At 50.2% G+C, this 15,819-nt stretch carries 17 protein-coding genes and 1 riboswitch; of the genes, 5 read left to right on the top strand and 12 right to left on the bottom strand.

Annotation, left to right across the window (positions count from 1 at the left end):
- Positions 1-709, bottom strand: a 709-nt coding sequence (locus tag HPT30_RS06875) for a collagen-like domain-containing protein (RefSeq protein WP_512699064.1), incomplete at its 3' end; no start/stop codon positions are given.
- A 206-nt stretch (positions 710-915) separates the two neighbouring features.
- Here HPT30_RS06875 and HPT30_RS06870 point away from each other — a divergent pair.
- Positions 916-1,956, top strand: coding sequence for a YheC/YheD family endospore coat-associated protein (locus HPT30_RS06870; protein ID WP_175370685.1), 1,041 nt, complete (start codon positions 916-918; stop codon positions 1,954-1,956).
- A gap of 191 nt (positions 1,957-2,147) precedes the next feature.
- Entirely contained in the window at positions 2,148-3,260 is a 1,113-nt protein-coding gene (locus HPT30_RS06865; RefSeq protein WP_175370684.1) for an FAD:protein FMN transferase, read from the top strand.
- 701 nt (positions 3,261-3,961) lie between these two features.
- Here HPT30_RS06865 and HPT30_RS06860 read toward each other — a convergent pair.
- The 5 genes from HPT30_RS06860 to HPT30_RS06840 form a co-directional block, all read right to left on the bottom strand.
- Positions 3,962-4,672, bottom strand: a complete 711-nt coding sequence (locus HPT30_RS06860; RefSeq protein ID WP_175370683.1) for an HAD family hydrolase — start codon at positions 4,670-4,672, stop codon at positions 3,962-3,964.
- 23 nt (positions 4,673-4,695) lie between these two features.
- Entirely contained in the window at positions 4,696-5,151 is a 456-nt protein-coding gene (locus HPT30_RS06855; RefSeq protein ID WP_376767000.1) for a GNAT family N-acetyltransferase, read from the bottom strand.
- Positions 5,152-5,300: 149 nt separating this feature from the next.
- Positions 5,301-5,810: a metallophosphoesterase family protein gene (locus HPT30_RS06850; RefSeq protein ID WP_175370681.1), complete on the bottom strand. Its 510-nt coding sequence runs from the start codon at positions 5,808-5,810 to the stop codon at positions 5,301-5,303.
- Between the two features lie 141 nt (positions 5,811-5,951).
- The gene (locus HPT30_RS06845) at positions 5,952-6,629 is read right to left on the bottom strand and encodes an HAD family hydrolase (RefSeq protein WP_175370680.1); all 678 of its coding nucleotides are present in this window, start codon (positions 6,627-6,629) and stop codon (positions 5,952-5,954) included.
- A gap of 154 nt (positions 6,630-6,783) precedes the next feature.
- Positions 6,784-7,044, bottom strand: coding sequence for a YqkE family protein (locus HPT30_RS06840; RefSeq protein ID WP_175370679.1), 261 nt, complete (start codon positions 7,042-7,044; stop codon positions 6,784-6,786).
- 89 nt (positions 7,045-7,133) lie between these two features.
- Between HPT30_RS06840 and HPT30_RS06835 the strand changes: the two genes are divergently transcribed.
- Positions 7,134-7,460 carry a winged helix-turn-helix transcriptional regulator gene (locus tag HPT30_RS06835; RefSeq protein ID WP_066373172.1) on the top strand — a complete coding sequence of 109 codons (327 nt, stop codon included), beginning with the start codon at positions 7,134-7,136 and terminating at the stop codon, positions 7,458-7,460.
- A 149-nt stretch (positions 7,461-7,609) separates the two neighbouring features.
- Here HPT30_RS06835 and HPT30_RS06830 read toward each other — a convergent pair whose 3' ends face one another.
- Both HPT30_RS06830 and HPT30_RS06825 read right to left on the bottom strand, forming a co-directional pair.
- Positions 7,610-8,113 (bottom strand): GNAT family N-acetyltransferase, encoded by a 504-nt coding sequence (locus tag HPT30_RS06830; protein ID WP_175370678.1) that lies wholly within the window; start codon positions 8,111-8,113, stop codon positions 7,610-7,612.
- Between the two features lie 72 nt (positions 8,114-8,185).
- Positions 8,186-9,028, bottom strand: coding sequence for an SDR family oxidoreductase (locus tag HPT30_RS06825; protein ID WP_175370677.1), 843 nt, complete (start codon positions 9,026-9,028; stop codon positions 8,186-8,188).
- Between the two features lie 149 nt (positions 9,029-9,177).
- Here HPT30_RS06825 and HPT30_RS06820 point away from each other — a divergent pair, with 149 nt between their 5' ends.
- Positions 9,178-10,272 carry a M24 family metallopeptidase gene (locus HPT30_RS06820; protein ID WP_175370676.1) on the top strand — a complete coding sequence of 365 codons (1,095 nt, stop codon included), beginning with the start codon at positions 9,178-9,180 and terminating at the stop codon, positions 10,270-10,272.
- 126 nt (positions 10,273-10,398) lie between these two features.
- On the opposite strand, the gene HPT30_RS06815 is transcribed toward HPT30_RS06820, so the two are convergent.
- Positions 10,399-11,133 (bottom strand): queuosine precursor transporter, encoded by a 735-nt coding sequence (locus HPT30_RS06815; protein ID WP_175370675.1) that lies wholly within the window; start codon positions 11,131-11,133, stop codon positions 10,399-10,401.
- Positions 11,134-11,143: 10 nt separating this feature from the next.
- Positions 11,144-11,189: riboswitch (PreQ1 riboswitch) on the bottom strand.
- A gap of 350 nt (positions 11,190-11,539) precedes the next feature.
- On the opposite strand from HPT30_RS06815, the gene HPT30_RS06810 reads away from it, so the two are divergent.
- Positions 11,540-13,231: a methyl-accepting chemotaxis protein gene (locus HPT30_RS06810; protein ID WP_175370674.1), complete on the top strand. Its 1,692-nt coding sequence runs from the start codon at positions 11,540-11,542 to the stop codon at positions 13,229-13,231.
- Between the two features lie 143 nt (positions 13,232-13,374).
- Here the strand turns inward: HPT30_RS06810 and HPT30_RS06805 are convergent, their stop codons facing one another.
- The 3 genes from HPT30_RS06805 to HPT30_RS06795 form a co-directional block, all read right to left on the bottom strand.
- On the bottom strand, positions 13,375-13,623 hold the full coding sequence (locus HPT30_RS06805; RefSeq protein ID WP_175370673.1) for a helix-hairpin-helix domain-containing protein: 249 nt from the start codon (positions 13,621-13,623) through the stop codon (positions 13,375-13,377).
- A gap of 98 nt (positions 13,624-13,721) precedes the next feature.
- Entirely contained in the window at positions 13,722-14,885 is a 1,164-nt protein-coding gene (locus HPT30_RS06800) for a pyridoxal phosphate-dependent aminotransferase (protein ID WP_175370672.1), read from the bottom strand.
- Positions 14,875-15,816 carry a D-alanine--D-alanine ligase gene (locus HPT30_RS06795; RefSeq protein WP_175370671.1) on the bottom strand — a complete coding sequence of 314 codons (942 nt, stop codon included), beginning with the start codon at positions 15,814-15,816 and terminating at the stop codon, positions 14,875-14,877. Before HPT30_RS06795 ends, HPT30_RS06800 begins: the two co-directional genes overlap by 11 nt.
- Between the last annotated feature and the right edge of the window lie 3 nt (positions 15,817-15,819).

Genomic DNA, 15,819 nt, shown 5'->3' with positions numbered 1-15,819 from the left:
AGCCTGTCACTCCTGCCGGGCCCGCTGGGCCTGCCAGTCCGGCGGCTCCCGTCGAGCCTGTCGCTCCTGCCGGACCTGCCACTCCGGCGGCTCCCGTCGAGCCTGTCGCTCCTGCCGGGCCCACTGGGCCTGCCACTCCGGCGGCTCCCGTTGATCCTGTCGCTCCTGTCGCTCCACCCTCTGGTCCCTGCGGTCCTGTTATTCCCGTCGCTCCTGTTATCCCAGGCGCACCTGTTAATCCTGGCGCCCCCGTTATCCCTGTTGCACCGGTTATCCCGGTTGCTCCTGTTGGACCCGTTAAACCGCCTGCCGGTCCCGTCGCTCCTGTTACACCGGTCGCCCCTGTCGATCCTGTGGCACCCGGAGCACCTGGAATGCCTTGAATACCCGGAACGCCTTGAACACCCGCTGGCCCACCCGGTCCCGTGGCTCCCGTAGCACCTGTCGCTCCCGCTGGGCCTGCCTGCCCTTCAGTCCCCTGAAATCCCCTCGGTCCTGTTGTACCCTCCGGTCCCCTAGCTCCAGTTGCTCCTGTAGCGCCTGTCGTTCCCGCTGGCCCTTCCTGCCCCTGAAAACCCCGAGGTCCGATTGCTCCCGCAGGCCCTACGGGACCTTGAATTCCTTGCGGCCCTACAGGGCCCTGAATCCCTCGTGCTCCTTCCGGTCCTTCTGGGCCAGGGGGGCCAGGAGGACAAATATGTCTCCCCAATTCGCTCATCTCCCTATAGTCAAATGTCATTCATTATATTAAATGATGAGTGACATACACACGGGTAATGGCCCATCCACCTCAAAAATAGGCAAATGAAGCAATACATTCGCTCAATCACTTTTCATCTATGTTATTGTCCCATACCATAATGTCTATATTGGCATTTGATATAAAGGAAGCAGCAGACAAGGGAGTGATTGGAAGTGAAGAATCGCCCATTCATAGGAATACTGGTAGCCAAAAGGAGCAGCAGAAAAAAGACTTTAGCACTTTACCAACGGTATCACCATCTGAACCTGAAACTTTACACCTTTACTTCCGAAGATATTCTATGGAAGGAACAACGTATTAAGGGATTAAGCCTGGAAAAGGGCCTCACCAAACAAAACTCCTTCCCTTTTCCGCATGTCGTCTATAACCGTTGCTTTAGCAAAAATCTATTAACCATACAACGCCTCGAAAAGGCGATCGGCAAGAATAAATGCTTCAACAGCATCAACTTTTTTAATAAATGGGAGCTTTATAATCTTTTAAAAGAATCGGATCTGAAAGGCTACATCCCGGATACCTTCTCATACCCTGACGCGGACGTATCAGAGCTATTGGAAAAATACAGATTGATATACATTAAGCCTACTTACGGAGTTAAGGGGGAGTCTGTGTACCGGGTAAAAGTCATGGACCATGGGGACATCCACATTTCTATGCACAGCTTGGCTCCACGATATATTTGCCGAAAGAATGAAAACATCCAAGAGAAATTAGCCTCCGTCCTCGGACATCATAACCATTACATGGTCCAGGAAGGAATCGATATGTTTCCGGTCAATCATCAGTATTTTGATATCCGGTCCCTTGTTCAAAAAAACATTTTAGGGGAGTGGGAGGTTTCGGCTATAACGTGCAGAGTGGCTTATAAAGATTACTTTAATACGAGTATGTGTGAACGAATTCAAGATGCGACGGAGCTTCTTCCGCGATTACTTTCATCGGAACTAAAGAATAAAGTCCTTCAATCGCTCCATGAAGCAAGCGTAAAGGCCGCACAGGCAGCAGAAAACCATATAGGATCGTTGGGAGAATTAAGTGTGGATTTCGTATTGGATACACATAAAAAACTATGGATTATTGAGCTTAACGGAAAACCCCAAAAAAGCATATATAATGACCTCAAATCCTTAATTGCGAAAAAGAAAGTCTATAGCAGACCTTTAGAGTATGCTTTCTATCTTTCTCAGCTTTAGAGATAACTTCAATAACATACTTCTCCGTCCGGAAACTTTCGGCTACGGAGCCTTTTAATGCGCAAAAGAACACTAGAAGATTGTGAACATTTATTACTTTCTTATATTCGAAATATGGTTTCACCCGCTTCCCATCTGCGGTATGATAGTAGCGATGTGGTTTAAGAAACTAACTTTATGGATGGTGGAACATGTTTAAAAACAAAAAATTGACGCTGATCCTTGCACTCATCGTTGTTGTTGCCTTAGCAGGCGGGATCTGGCTGTTCAACGGGGGCAAAACCAAAGAATCCGCGACCTCTCCGGACGGACAAGGTTCCAAGATTGTAGAAGAGAACGGAACGAAATCCCTGTCGCAGACATTTTACATTTATGATACGGTCGTGAACATCAAGATTTTTGGAGACAAGATCGCCCAGAAGAATATGGACGATATCCAGCAGATGATGGAACGTATGGATTTGGAATTCAGCCGGACCAAGGAAGGCGGCGAGATCTATGCCGTGAACAAAGCAGCGGGCAAAGAAGCTGTTGTCGTCTCTGACGAAACGCTGGATATTATCAAGGAATCCCTTAAATATGCTAAGGAAATGGACGGATTGTTCGATCCTACCATTGGGCCATTGGTTGACCTTTGGAATATTGGAAGTGGCGGCAAGAAGGTGCCTGACAAAGACGCTATCGCGAAGGCTGCAAGCCTGACCAATTATAAAGATGTAAGCATTGACGAGAATGCGAAGACTGTCAAGCTGGCCAAAGAAGGTATGGTGCTCGACCTAGGAGCGATCGGCAAAGGGTACGCCGCAGACCGTATCGCTGACTATTTGAAAGAACAAGGCATAGAAAGTGCTATGATCAACCTAGGCGGAAGCAGCATTATTGCTTTGGGCTCCAAACCGGGCGGTGCGAAGTGGAACATCGGGCTGCAGGACCCTGACCAAAGCCGTGGAACACAACTAGGTACGATCAAGATTGAGGACGAGGTCATTGATGCTTCCGGTGTATACGAACGCTTTTTCATCCAAGATGGTGTCCGTTATCATCATATTCTCGACCCGCGCACAGGCTTCCCGTCCCAGAACGGGCTTAAGAGCATCACAATCATGAGCCCTAACGCAATGGATGCAGATGCATTGTCAACCGGGATCTTCCTGATGGGTCTGGACGAAGGCATGAAATTCATCGAGGCGCTGCCAGAGAAGATCGAAGCGTTCTTCATTACCGATGACAACAAGATCTATGCCACGTCCGGTATCAAAGGCAGACTGAACCTGACAGACACTACCTACACTCTTGCTAATTAAGTGTGCAGAAATGTGGAGCTTTGAGGGCAGGCTTTGAATGAGCTTTGAGCGCGGGACGCGTCGAATGCAAGGTCGTAGATTGCGGAACGTTAATGTAGAGCGTCGAGTGCAGAGCGCGTAGATTGCGGAACGTCCTATGTGGTGCGGTGAACTCCAAGCGTCGATTGACGAGCGTCAAATGTAGAGCGTCGAACGTCAAACGTCGCATGTGGAGCATAGTGTGAACAGGACAGCGACTAGAAGGAACAGGTGAGTGGGAATTAAGTGCATACTTGTATCTTATATTTAAAAAATCTATCCTCATTTGCGAATTAAGTGCAATTATGTACCTTAATTTTCAAGAAAGGACCAGATAAGGGGCCATTGATGAATTTTAACATACATTTTTGCCTTTAATTGCCCAGAACCACTCCATTCCTCCAAATTAAGGTACAGATTTGCCCTTAATTTGTTCTACTCCGGGATCTATGCTCTAGTATCCTTCAGAATTGAATTTCCGTGCAACTAGAGCTTGTGAAAAGGACCTCATCCTCCACGAATCGTGGAGTTCAGAGGTCCTTTGTTTTATAATTTGTGCATAAATTGGATCATCCCTGTTTCCTTCGAGCATCACTTTTGAGCTGACCGACCGAGTGTACTCCGAACCACGGGAACATTTTAAGCTAACGGGGAAGCTCACTAAACCAGAACCCCACGCAATACTATAGGATCGGCAGCCCGGCAAATTCCTCATAATTACTGAACGTGTGTGTCGGCTTATGGGCTGAACGCGGCTCTCTTCCATGTGGGTTGTACCAGCATACTTTCCACCCGGCTCCCAGCGCACCGACAACATCGTTATCCCAGGCGTCCCCAACATACAGTGACTGCTCTGCTGTCGTCCCGGTTTTGCGGTTCACATAGGCGAAAATCTCCGGGTCCGGCTTAGCAATCCCGACGGCATCGGAGATAAAAATCCGGTCCGCAGGCAGGATGCGATCCACACCAAGACCTACAATTTTTTTCATCTGGTGATCTGCCGGACCATTCGTAATCACACCTACCGTGTGACCAGCGGTAATAAAGCGGTCCAGTTGCTGCCGCACCCCTTGGATCATTTCGATTTTGTACTGACGGCCGATGTACGCTGCCTGCACTTCTGCTGCCTGTGCACGATCAAGCGTCAACCCGAAATCTGCAAAAGCCCGCTCCATCCGCATGACCCGCGTCTCTTCCAGCGGAATTTCCCCACGTAGATACTGAGGCCACAGCAGATCGCTGTGATGCCTTACCTTAAAGAATAAATCCGCAAAGTCTAAGTTCTCTCCCTCAGGCTTCAAGACCTCCTTCACCGCTTCCCGGAAGGGAACCAGATGGTCATACAGCGTATCATCCAGGTCAAAAAATACCGCTAGTTTCTTGCTCTTCTCCACATTAAGTCTCCTTACTCTATTTACTATTGGAAAAAAAGATCATACGTATAAAAGTCCTCGTCCCTGATGTAGCCATTCGATTCATATAAATGCTGCGCCACAGTATTGTCTGTCGCGGTCGTTAACGTCAGGCCCTTGCTTCCGGTACTCATTGCATGTTCACGCGCCGACTCCAGCAGTCTTGAGCCTATACCGGCACCCCGGAATTTTTCGTTCACGTAGAGGTCGTTCAAGATCCAAAGCCGCTGCAGTGATACCGACGAGAAGGACGGATACAGTTGAGTGTAGCCAGCCGCTCGGCGCTGATCCCCTGCTTCTTCCACTGCCAGCAAAATCACAGACTCTTTAAGCCGCAGTCGTTCCTCCAGAAACGCCCGTGCCCCGTCCAGATCGGATGCCTGTCTGTAGAACACCCGATATTCATCAAATAACGGAGAGAGTAGCTCCAAATCTTCCAAATTAGCTTGCCTAATTACGATTTTCTGTACATCATTCTTCTGCATCACATACCCCTGCTTTCCGGCTACAGCCTTTTTACTATAATTGTAATATCTGGCTGCCGAATAGCCCATGGATAGATTGCTGCAAAATTTGGATCTTTACCTCATCGCTGTTGCTATTCTTATCCCTATTCCTTGGAGTCATAGAAGACATGACGGGCGTCGGCTATCTTGCCATCTTCAATATCCAGCAGCCCGAAGGAGTACTGCTTCTCTCGCCGCTTGTCCGTTGGTGAGCCAGGATTGAATAACAAGATACCATTTTCTCTGCGCAATAGCGGTTGATGTGAATGGCCAAACAGGATGCAGTCCACTTCTTCCTCTGCAAAAGCGAGCAGCGCGTTGCCATCGGTTCCTTTGCGGGAGTATGGGGTATGTCCATGGATCATGCCGATGCGGACTCCCTCCAGCGTGATAATCTTCCGTTCACCGAAACGTTCTATAATTTCCGGACCATCATTATTCCCGGCAATCCCTTCCACCGGAGCCAACTCGGCCAGCATATCGTAAATCTCCAGCGCAACCCAATCCCCGAGATGCAGGATCATATCCACCTTGCGGAACTCTGCTATAAGGGCCTGTGGCAACGCTTTGGCCATTCTGGTCATGTGTGTATCGGATACAACGCCTACTTTCATGTCCTCAGCTCCATTCTTTTCAGGAATCCTACTAATTCTGATTATTGTATAATCTGCACTCCACAGACGCAAGTTTGTGGCAGTTATTCCACCGGCCTCGCGCTCTGTATCGCCTTAGAGTCTTTGGGATATTCTACGATTCTACAAGAAGGCTCTGGCGTCGTTTAAATTTTGGATAATAAAATCCGGATCAGTATGATTACCCAGCGTCCAGGGAGCGGTGAGCCTATTCAGCCAACAAGCCTGGATTCCGGCGCGTTTCGCCCCCAGAACGTCAGAGGCGGTATCGCCAATATGAATTATTTCCGCTGGCTGCACATTATAATGTGCGGTCAATTGCTGAAACAGTCTGTTAGAATGGTCATTTTTATACGATTTATACGTTTCCGAAGCGAACAGGCGAATAGGATAGCGGGTATAAAAAACAGGCAGCATATCCTGATCCGTATCACTTACAATGCAAACCTGATATTTCCCAAGAATATACCGGATAAAGTCTCCTGTCTCTTCATATAGTTCTGCCTGCTTATGCTCCCGGACAAGAATATCCAGCGCTTGCTCCGGCTCGAATCGGATATTATGCGTGGCGAAGAGCCGTGTAAAGCACTGCCTGTATATCTCTTTGGTCAGCAGGAACTGCCCGTCGCCCCTCACCTGCCCAGCAATATCATAATAATGTTCTAATAACCAGGCTTGATAACTATTCGCCTGATCCTCACTGTAGTCATCGCCTAAAATCGCACTCCACATTCCCATCGTACTCCTATCCAGATTCACCAGCGTTTGAAACATATCCAAACTAATGACCTTAATCGACACTTCATGGCCCCCCAATCTACCTGCTGCCTGCGAATAACTTGAATTCCAATGATCCCTGTGAAAAAAGTACCACACCTGCCCTCTCCCCGCCCCCTCTTTCATCACACACAAAAAGGACACTCATCCGAGTGTCCTTCCCTGGGCATTTAGCCGTTTATTTGAACTTGTGCCAATCTTGTTTACTGTTCTCCAGCAGATGGGCAAAATCATTATCCAGCCGCTTCTGCTCCGCTTTCCGCTGGTCTTCCACCGCTTGACGGGCCGCTTCCTGACGCTGTTTTTCTTCAGCCTTCAGTTCATCTGCCTGCGCTTTCAGCTTGCTTAACACATCGCTGCTTAGCAGGTCTTTCAATGTAGCCGGACTGTCCGCTGCGGCAGCGCGGGGAGGCGTTTGGGTTCTTTTCTTTTTTGCCACGATGAATCATCCTTTCAGCCTACGTTTAATTCAAATTTGTTTTAGTAACGGGACTTTTCGTTTATAATGTACTATAAGAGGTGAGCCTTATGAAAGCCACAGATTTATGTCCCCGGTTACAAAAAAGCATGGATATTATGGGCAAGCGCTGGACCGGCCTGATCATCTATCAGCTTCTTCATGGACCACAGCGTTTCAGCACTATCGAAGCATCGCTCCCCGTCAGCGGAAGACTGCTCTCGGAGCGGCTCAAGGATTTGGAACAGGAAGGTATTGTTCTGCGGGAAGTTTTTCCCGAAACCCCTGTAAGAATTCAATATTCTTTAACGGAAAAGGGTCGGGCGCTTGAATCGGTCATTCGAGACCTGCAGCAATGGTCCGAGGACTGGATAGAGCCTGGAGAATGCCAATCCTGATTCCTGTCTAACTATAGAGAACTTCACTGGACCCTACACAATCACGTTTCGTAGGATGGAGACCGAAATAATAGTGTGACGCAGGGAAACCGGAGAACGCCGGTTTCCCTTTTGGCATTTGGCCTAAAGCCGGGTATGGTGCTCCAAGATTACAGCTTGCGGCCGATAATCACCAGATCACGCGCGATTCCATCCATTTCGGCTACCCCGGGCAGCAGCCCCCACTCCGTGAAGCCGAACTTCCGCAAAAGACCCAGGCTAGGCTCATTATGGCCAAACACGAAACCAACGAGATTCTTTAGCCCTAGGGCCGGAGCCGTCTCCAGCGCCCGGGTCAGCAGAATGCTGCCTGCACCGCTGCCCCGGTACTTCTCGCTTACATACACGCTGATCTCGGCAGTTCCATTGTAAGCCGGACGTCCGTAGAACGACTGAAAGCTGAACCAGGCCGCGATCTCTTCGTTATTCTTAAGTACCCAAAGCGGGCGATGATGGCTGTTATGCTCATGGAACCATTGTTCCCGGTCCTGGACACGTACAGGCTCCAGATCCGCGGTCACCATCCGTCCGGCAACCGTTGAGTTATAGATGTCCACAATTTCCGCCAAATCGGCGAGCTTGGCATCTTCAATCGTATAGTTCTGCCACTCCATATCTTCATTCCTCCACTAAAAATACACTGTCCGCCATGAATGGCAATTGGTTCATACTATTACTGAAATCGGTCAGGACAAGCCGACCTGTTCTTCACTCCACTGCCAGAGCCGCTTAGCTTCCGCCGAGTCCGTCGCTCTTGGCGACAGCTCCTTAATCTTCCGGCGGTAATAGTACTCTCCCGTAACCTGGCGCAACTCCGGAGCTGTAGCCAGATAAAGGGCGGTGTCCGCACCTTGCTCCGGGGTTAGGAAGAAATAAGACATCAGCTTCATCACTGAGCTTCCAAAGCCGGTCTCCCGGTTCACCCCAATGCTCGTACCCACTGCGCCGGGATGTACCGAATTGACGGTAATCCGCGTCCCCTGCAAGCGTAATGCGAGTTCCCGGGTGAAGAGGATATTGGCGAGCTTGGAGCGGGCGTAAGCCTTCGCCAGGTTGAAGCCCCGCGACAATGTCGGGTCCTCATAATGCATCGATCCGATTTTGTAGGCACCGGAAGCCACCACGACGATCCGCCCCTGCTCTGCCGCTTGAAGCTGCTCCAGCAGCAGGTTGGTCAGCAGAAAATGTCCCAGATGGTTAACGCCAAGATCCATCTCAAACCCGTCAGCCGTCAACTGGCGCTTCGTGCTGACTACCCCGGCGTTGTTGATCAGGACATCCAATACAGAATAACGAGCGGCGAATTCCTGAGCGAAACTACGAATGCTGTCCAGCGAGGATAGATCCAGCAGCATCAATTCAATCTCTTCCGACCCACTCTGCTGTCTGGCGGCCACTAACGCCTCTTCCCCGCGCTTATGACTGCGACAAGCCATGATGACCCTGGCACCCTTGCGGGCAAGTTCAACTGTTGTAGCCAATCCCATACCGGCATTGGCACCGGTGATGATTACAACCTTACCTTTCATACGGGTTCACTCCTCTTAGGCTGGATTCGGCAGACGCGGCCGGTCCCCTGTTCTGGTTTTTTGCGGGCGATTGTCTTAATATAATGGTACATCATTTTGCGGACGGGAGAAAGCATGCCTTCGCAAAACCGAGAGGGGAACTATTGAATATGAGCAATGTATTGAAAATCCTGGAGCAAGGGCTGACCAGCGAAGGTCTGGACGCTCTGCTCATCACCGATCCCAAGCATGTCTACTATCTGACCGGATTCGCAAGTAATCCGCATGAACGTTTTCTTGGACTACTTCTGGTCCGTGGCGAAGAGCCCGTTCTGATCGTCCCGGCCCTTGATGCTGAAGCAGCTCATGCTGCCTCTTCCGTGAAGAATATCGCCACACATAGCGACACCGATAATCCGTATGACCTACTTCGCCAGCGTCTGCAAGGCAAGAAGCTCAGAGCGGTCGGTATCGAGAAAGAGCATTTCACCGTCTCCCGATTCGAGCAGCTTGCAGCAGCTGTTCCGGCAGAGCGCTTCAGCGATATCGGCCATCTCTTGCGGAGCATGCGCGCGAAGAAGACACCTGAAGAAGTGGCTGCCATGAAACATGCCGCAGAGCTGGTGGAAGAAGTGCTGCGTCGTGGCCTGAAGCATGTCAAGGCCGGTGTCAGCGAAATCGAACTGGTAGCAGAGCTGGAGTATTTAATGAAGAAGCTTGGCGCTTCCGGCCCAGCCTTTGACACCCTGGTGCTCTCGGGGCCGAACACTGCCCTCCCGCACGGCGAGCCGGGTAGCCGGATCATTGAGCCCGGGGACTTCCTGATGTTTGACCTCGGACTATATGCTGCGGGTTACGCTTCTGATATCACACGTACCTTTGCCGTGGAAGAGGCGGACAGCAAGCTGACAGGCATCTACAATGCCGTACTTGCAGCCAATGAAGCGGGGATTGCCGCTGCTATACCGGGCGCAACCTTTGGTTCTGTGGATCGCGCTGCCCGTGAAGTCATTGAAGCTGCCGGGTACGGGGAGTACTTCGTACATCGTGTCGGCCATGGCCTCGGCATTGATGTTCACGAATATCCTTCACTGCACGGCCTCAATGAAGATATCATTGAAGTAGGCAATGTCTTTACGGTAGAACCGGGCATTTATGTGCCAGGCGTAGGTGGTGTGCGCATTGAGGACGATGTCTTCGTCAGTGAAAATGGTGCGCAGACACTGACCAGCTTCCCTAAGGCTCTGACTGTACTTCATCTTTAATTAGCGCCTTCAATCGCCCTTGACCAAGGAAAATTGGGCGTACATTTAAAAAGAGCACGTCTCCAAATGCGGAGACGTGCTCTTTTTAAAATACAATAACTTGCTCTATAAGATCTCCTGGATCTTCTAAGCGGTAGTCGCCTTCGTATCGGAAGTCTCCGGGATTGGCATAGTCGGTTTATCCTCCGCAAAAGTAAACGTACGGGCGATATACAATACCGGTGTCCCTGCTGCAGTAAGCAAGAATTTGATAATATAAGTGGTCAGTAGAATCTCTGTCCATACCTTCAAGTCGTAAATGCCGGCAAAAGCAATCGTACAGAAGATCAGCGTATCCACAAAGGAACTCACCATCGTGCTGCCGTTGGTGCGAATCCAGAGCTGGCGCGAGCTGCCATAATACTTGCGAATCCACGAATACAGCCGTACATCCAGGAATTGACTGACGAAGTAAGCTACCAAGCTGCCCAGTGCAAGCCGTGGCATCATTCCGAAGATCGTCTCCAGTGAAGACTGGGCGATATCACTCTCCTGCGGCGTGAACGCCAGCGCCATCTGCATGATCACCGTCGTCGTAATCAGGGTGAAAAAGCCAAACCATACCGCTGTCCGTGCCTCGACCCGCCCATACTTCTCGTTGAGCAGATCACTCGCCATATACAGCGTCACATACATGGTGTTGCCAAGAGTCATGACAATGCCTGGTGGCATGGAAATGGTTTTGGAGACCTGAATATTGGCAATGACGGTGGCGACCCCAACCCAGGCATACATCCCTTTTTTGCCGAATAATCGGTAGCACAGCAGAAAAAACACAAAATTGACGAGGACAAAGAGAATCCCCCACCATAAATTAAACATCTTCTTTTAACTCCTCCTAGTTTTGTTTACGCGGGATGGTTACGAACCGCGGTTCCGGATTTTCGGAACAAAACATAAATACTCTACCATAACCGAACCAAAGACACCAGAATATTTTGATTTTTTGCACGAATCCTCTTTCTTCCACCCAATTCTAATCAATGTTAGAAGTTTCGACACTTTTTTTATCTTTTTTCAGAAAATAATAAAGAGAAAATCAAATTTTTCACTATTCAACCGCAGGTTAATTATATAAAATAGTTATCAACTATGTGTGTTTATCCCACCAGAGCGATAGTATTAACCTGATATACGACCCTACTCACGGAGTTATCGTAGCTATCCATACATAAAAAGGCATCAGGCTTGGGATAGAAAGGCATATCAGAGAAAAGGAGAGAACCCTATGTTTCGTTTCAAGCACTCGATTAGCCGTAAATTCACGCGCTTGTTGTTTGTCGTCCTGTTGCTCGCGTCTCTTTTGTTAAGTGTAAGCTTTTATTTCATATCGACTAATACGTTCGAGAGCTATGTACTGCCGCAGATCAACAAGTTATTGACGGGAGCTGTCCAGGATGTATACAAGAACATCAATTCTACCCATGCCCAGCGGGCGCTAGGCAAGAATGAGCAGTCAATTACCAATATCGAATACTACTTCAAGGACAAACGCAACCAACATGATGTAGAGACGATCTTTTTGGCGAGTCTGAACGACGGTCAAGCTACCGTACTTGCCGCTGATCATGGCTCCAAGATTAAGACAGGAGACACCCTGCAGGTGACTCCGGCTATGGAACAGGCCTTCCAGAACCAAAAAACGACGCTCAGCGATATCTATAATGACGATTACGGTGTACATAAAACAGCTTACATCGCTATTAAAGGCAGTCCGATGGTTGTCGGCGTAAGCTCTGATGTAGCCTTTATCACAGAAAGAATGAACAGCATCCTCTGGACTAGTGCAGGAATTACCTTGGTGGTCCTTATCATCGGCATGACCGGTGCCCTGCTTATGAGCCGGCGGATTACACGTCCTATAACACAGCTCGCAACGTATAGTAATAAGCTTGCGCAGGGTGATTTCACCCAGGAGTTGACTATAAAAGGCACCGATGAAGTTGGACAGCTCTCCGAAAGCTTCCAGACCATGTCCAACCGCCTCAAAGAAATGATCGGCCAGGTTCTGGAGACTTCCGGTACGGTTGTCGAAGACTCCAATGACCTCAAAGAGCGTGTGAAGGTCCTGAACGGCATGGCCGAACAGTCCGCCCAGTCCGTCATCGAGATTGACAGAGGCAGTACATCCATTGCCCACAGCGCGAAGGACAACTCGCGGGCTATGGAAGAGATTAATTACAGTATCCAGCATATCGCCTCCGCAGCAGGAGAAGTTACGGAACAGATTAGCGAAGCCTCAGCCGAAGCGCTTGGCGGTAATGAAATTGCCCAAATAGCCGTTGAACAGATGCGCCAGGTCGAACGGGCTTCCGAGCAGTCATTGGGTCAGTTCCAGATTATGAATGAACGTTCCCTCCAAATCGGCTCAGTGGTGCAGGGTATTACAGAGATCACGAAGCAGATTCAAATGCTCTCCCTCAATGCTTCGATTGAAGCGGCACGGGCCGGAGAGCATGGACGCGGCTTTGCCGTGGTAGCCGGAGAGGTACGTAAACTCTCGGAGCAATCCCGGACAGCTACCGATCAGATTCGTGAATTCCTGCTTGGTTTGCAAGAGGATATGAATCGCTCTGTCGCAGAGATGAACCACGTTAACTCGGAAGTAGCCTCCGGCGTCGGCAAGGTTGCAGAAGCTGGAAATGCATTCAGTCATCTGTTGATCCTCATTCAAAGCATCGACCAAAGTATTCAGTCTGTGTCGGCAGCTACCCAGCAAATCTCGGCTGGAAGTGAGGAAGTCAGCGCCTCCGTAGAAGAAACTGCGCAGATTACTGCAAAATCGCAGGCTAATGCCAATACACTTTCTCGGAATTCCGAGCGACAAAGCGCCGAGCTCGAAGGTCATTCCCGTACAGTGCAGCATTTGCACGAGCAAGCCACAAAGCTGCAACAAGCCGTGCAGCAATTTAAGATCTAACCTGTGTATTCTTAAAATGTGACAAGCCCCCGTCTGATAATAGACGGGGGCTTGCTTGTATACGTCAAGCTGCGGTTGATGTCCGGCAGCCTTTTTTTGCTGTTTGCCTTTCTAAGCTGTTTCGCCGTCGTAACTATCCAGTCTCAGGAACCTTTCACAAACGACAGCCCTTTCTCAGCAAGTGCCGTACGCAATTGGCCTAGCGCCTTGGGACCCATGCCATGCAGCTGCAAAAGCTCGCTCTCGGTAAACTTGCTCAGTTGCTCAAGCCAAGTATACCCCGCTCCCGCAAGTGCACGCTGTGCCGGCTTGGCCAGACTGGCGGGAAAGTCAGATTCCGGCTGCTCACCAGCCCCGTCTTTGCCAGAGCTGGATTGTGTATTTTTTGGCATAAAGGGTACACCCCTATCATTAGTAGTAGTCACTTAAATATTACCAGACTTCCCACAGTCGCCTGTCTGGCATACCCATTAGCCGTCCTATAACACAATTATATCTTCACCTTCATGAAGCTCTCCATCCGCTCCAGCGCCTGACATAACCGCTCTGTGGATACTGAGTAAGAACAGCGAATATGCCCCTCTCCTCCCGATCCAAATACATATCCGGGTACGGCTGCAACACCGGCTTCTTTCAATAGCTGCAGCGCAAACGTCTCGGAATCAAGCCCGGTGTGCGCGATACTTGGAAAAGCATAGAATGCGCCTTCCGGGACGTGGCAAGGCATTCCGATCGACCGGAATCCGTTCACCAGCAGCTCCCGGCGCTGCCGGTACACTTCTCTCATCTCGCTCATAGCCTCAAGGCCATGGCGCAGGGATTCAATTGCAGCAATCTGTCCCAGCACCGGGGCACACATGGCTGTATATTGGTGGATCTTCAGCATGGCTGCCAGCAGATCTCGATGGCCGCAGGCATAGCCAATTCTCCAGCCAGTCATGGCGAATGCTTTTGAAAATCCGCTGAGTACAATGGTCCGCTCCTGCATTCCCGGCAGTGAGGCAATGCTGACATGCTTCCGGTCATAGGTCAATTCGGCATAGACTTCATCGGAGATGACCAACAGGTTGTTCGCCTTCACGATCTCCGCAATCGGCTGCCAGTCCTCGGCAGTCATAATCGCTCCTGTCGGGTTGTTCGGATAATTCAGCATCAGCAGCTTGGAACGCGGGGTAATTGCCCGTTGTAGCGCCTCGGCAGTCAGTTTGAAACCTTCCTCCGCTTTCGATTCCACCTCTACCAATGTACCGCCGTTAAGATAGGCAATCGGCGAGTAAGCGATATAACTGGGAGAAGGAAGAAGAATTTCGTCTCCTGGAGCGGTGAACGCCCGCAGCGCCAGGTCCAGCGCTTCGCTGCTGCCTACAGTGACTACTATTTCGTTTGCAGGATCGTAACGCAGATTGAAGTTATTTTGCAAATAATGAGCAATTTCCTCTCTTAGCTCAGACAAGCCCGCATTCGGCGTATATCTCGTCGCTCCCTGACTCAGCGCCACCATGCAAGCTTCTCTGATGTGCTCCGGGGTAACAAAATCCGGTTCGCCTACACCCAGCGAGATAATATCCTCGCTGCCGGCACTGAGTTCGAAGAACGCCCGTATTCCGGAAGGCGGGATGTCCTGTACGCGAGGCGCTATCCAATTATTCAACATGTACCGGCACCCCCTTGTTCTTGCTGCGTTCCGTCAGGGAACAGCTGATAATACGATCCAATAATGCGCTGAATGACAGTCCGGCTGCCGCTGCGCTTTTGGGAAGCAGACTCGTCATTGTCATCCCAGGCAAGGTATTGACCTCCAGTACATAAGGCACACCGTCCATCAACAGCATATCGACCCGGGCATACACGCTGCATTTCAACGCCTTGTAACAGGTCATTGCTGCTCTGCGCACCGACTGCTCCAGCTCTGCCGGCAGGGTGATCACGACCTCTTGCGCCCCACCTACCTCATACTTGGCACTATAATCGAACCATTCCGAAGACGCCGAAGTAATGCCTATCACGGGGAGAAATTCTCCGTTCAAGATGGAGCAGGTAATCTCCTGGCCCACCGTATACCGTTCAATCAGGATCGACTGATCGGGGTCACTGGTAAAAGCCTTCCGCACCGCTCCTCGCAGTCCCTGCTCATCGTTCACCTTTTCCATTCCGATGCTGGAACCGCCTGAATTCGGCTTCACCATCACGGGATAACCCAAACGCTCCACAGCTTCCGGTGAAAAATCGTCCATACTGTCCCAGCACAACCAGTCGGGTGTGTTGACTCCCTCATAACGGAGGATTTTTTTGGACAGATCCTTATTCATGCACAGGCTGCTTGCCAGCACACCACTTCCCGTATAAGGTATGCCCAATGTCTCCAGCGTTCCTTGTATCGTTCCATCCTCCCCGTAAGCGCCATGCAGCGCCAACAGAGCAACGTCAAGCCCCTTGACCTTCTCTAAAAGCTCCTCACGTGAATTGAATACAACCGGAACCACCTCATATTTATTACGATCCAGATGATTCATCATTTCTCTGCCTGTGTTCAACGACACCTCAATTTCAGAAGAAATGCCCCCCATAATCACGCCAACCTTCATCAC

It is taken from the genome of Paenibacillus agri, assembly GCF_013359945.1.
Lineage (GTDB): Bacteria > Bacillota > Bacilli > Paenibacillales > Paenibacillaceae > Paenibacillus_AQ > Paenibacillus_AQ agri.
Note: the sequence above shows the minus strand (reverse complement) of the source record. Positions and strands in the feature narration are given on the sequence as shown.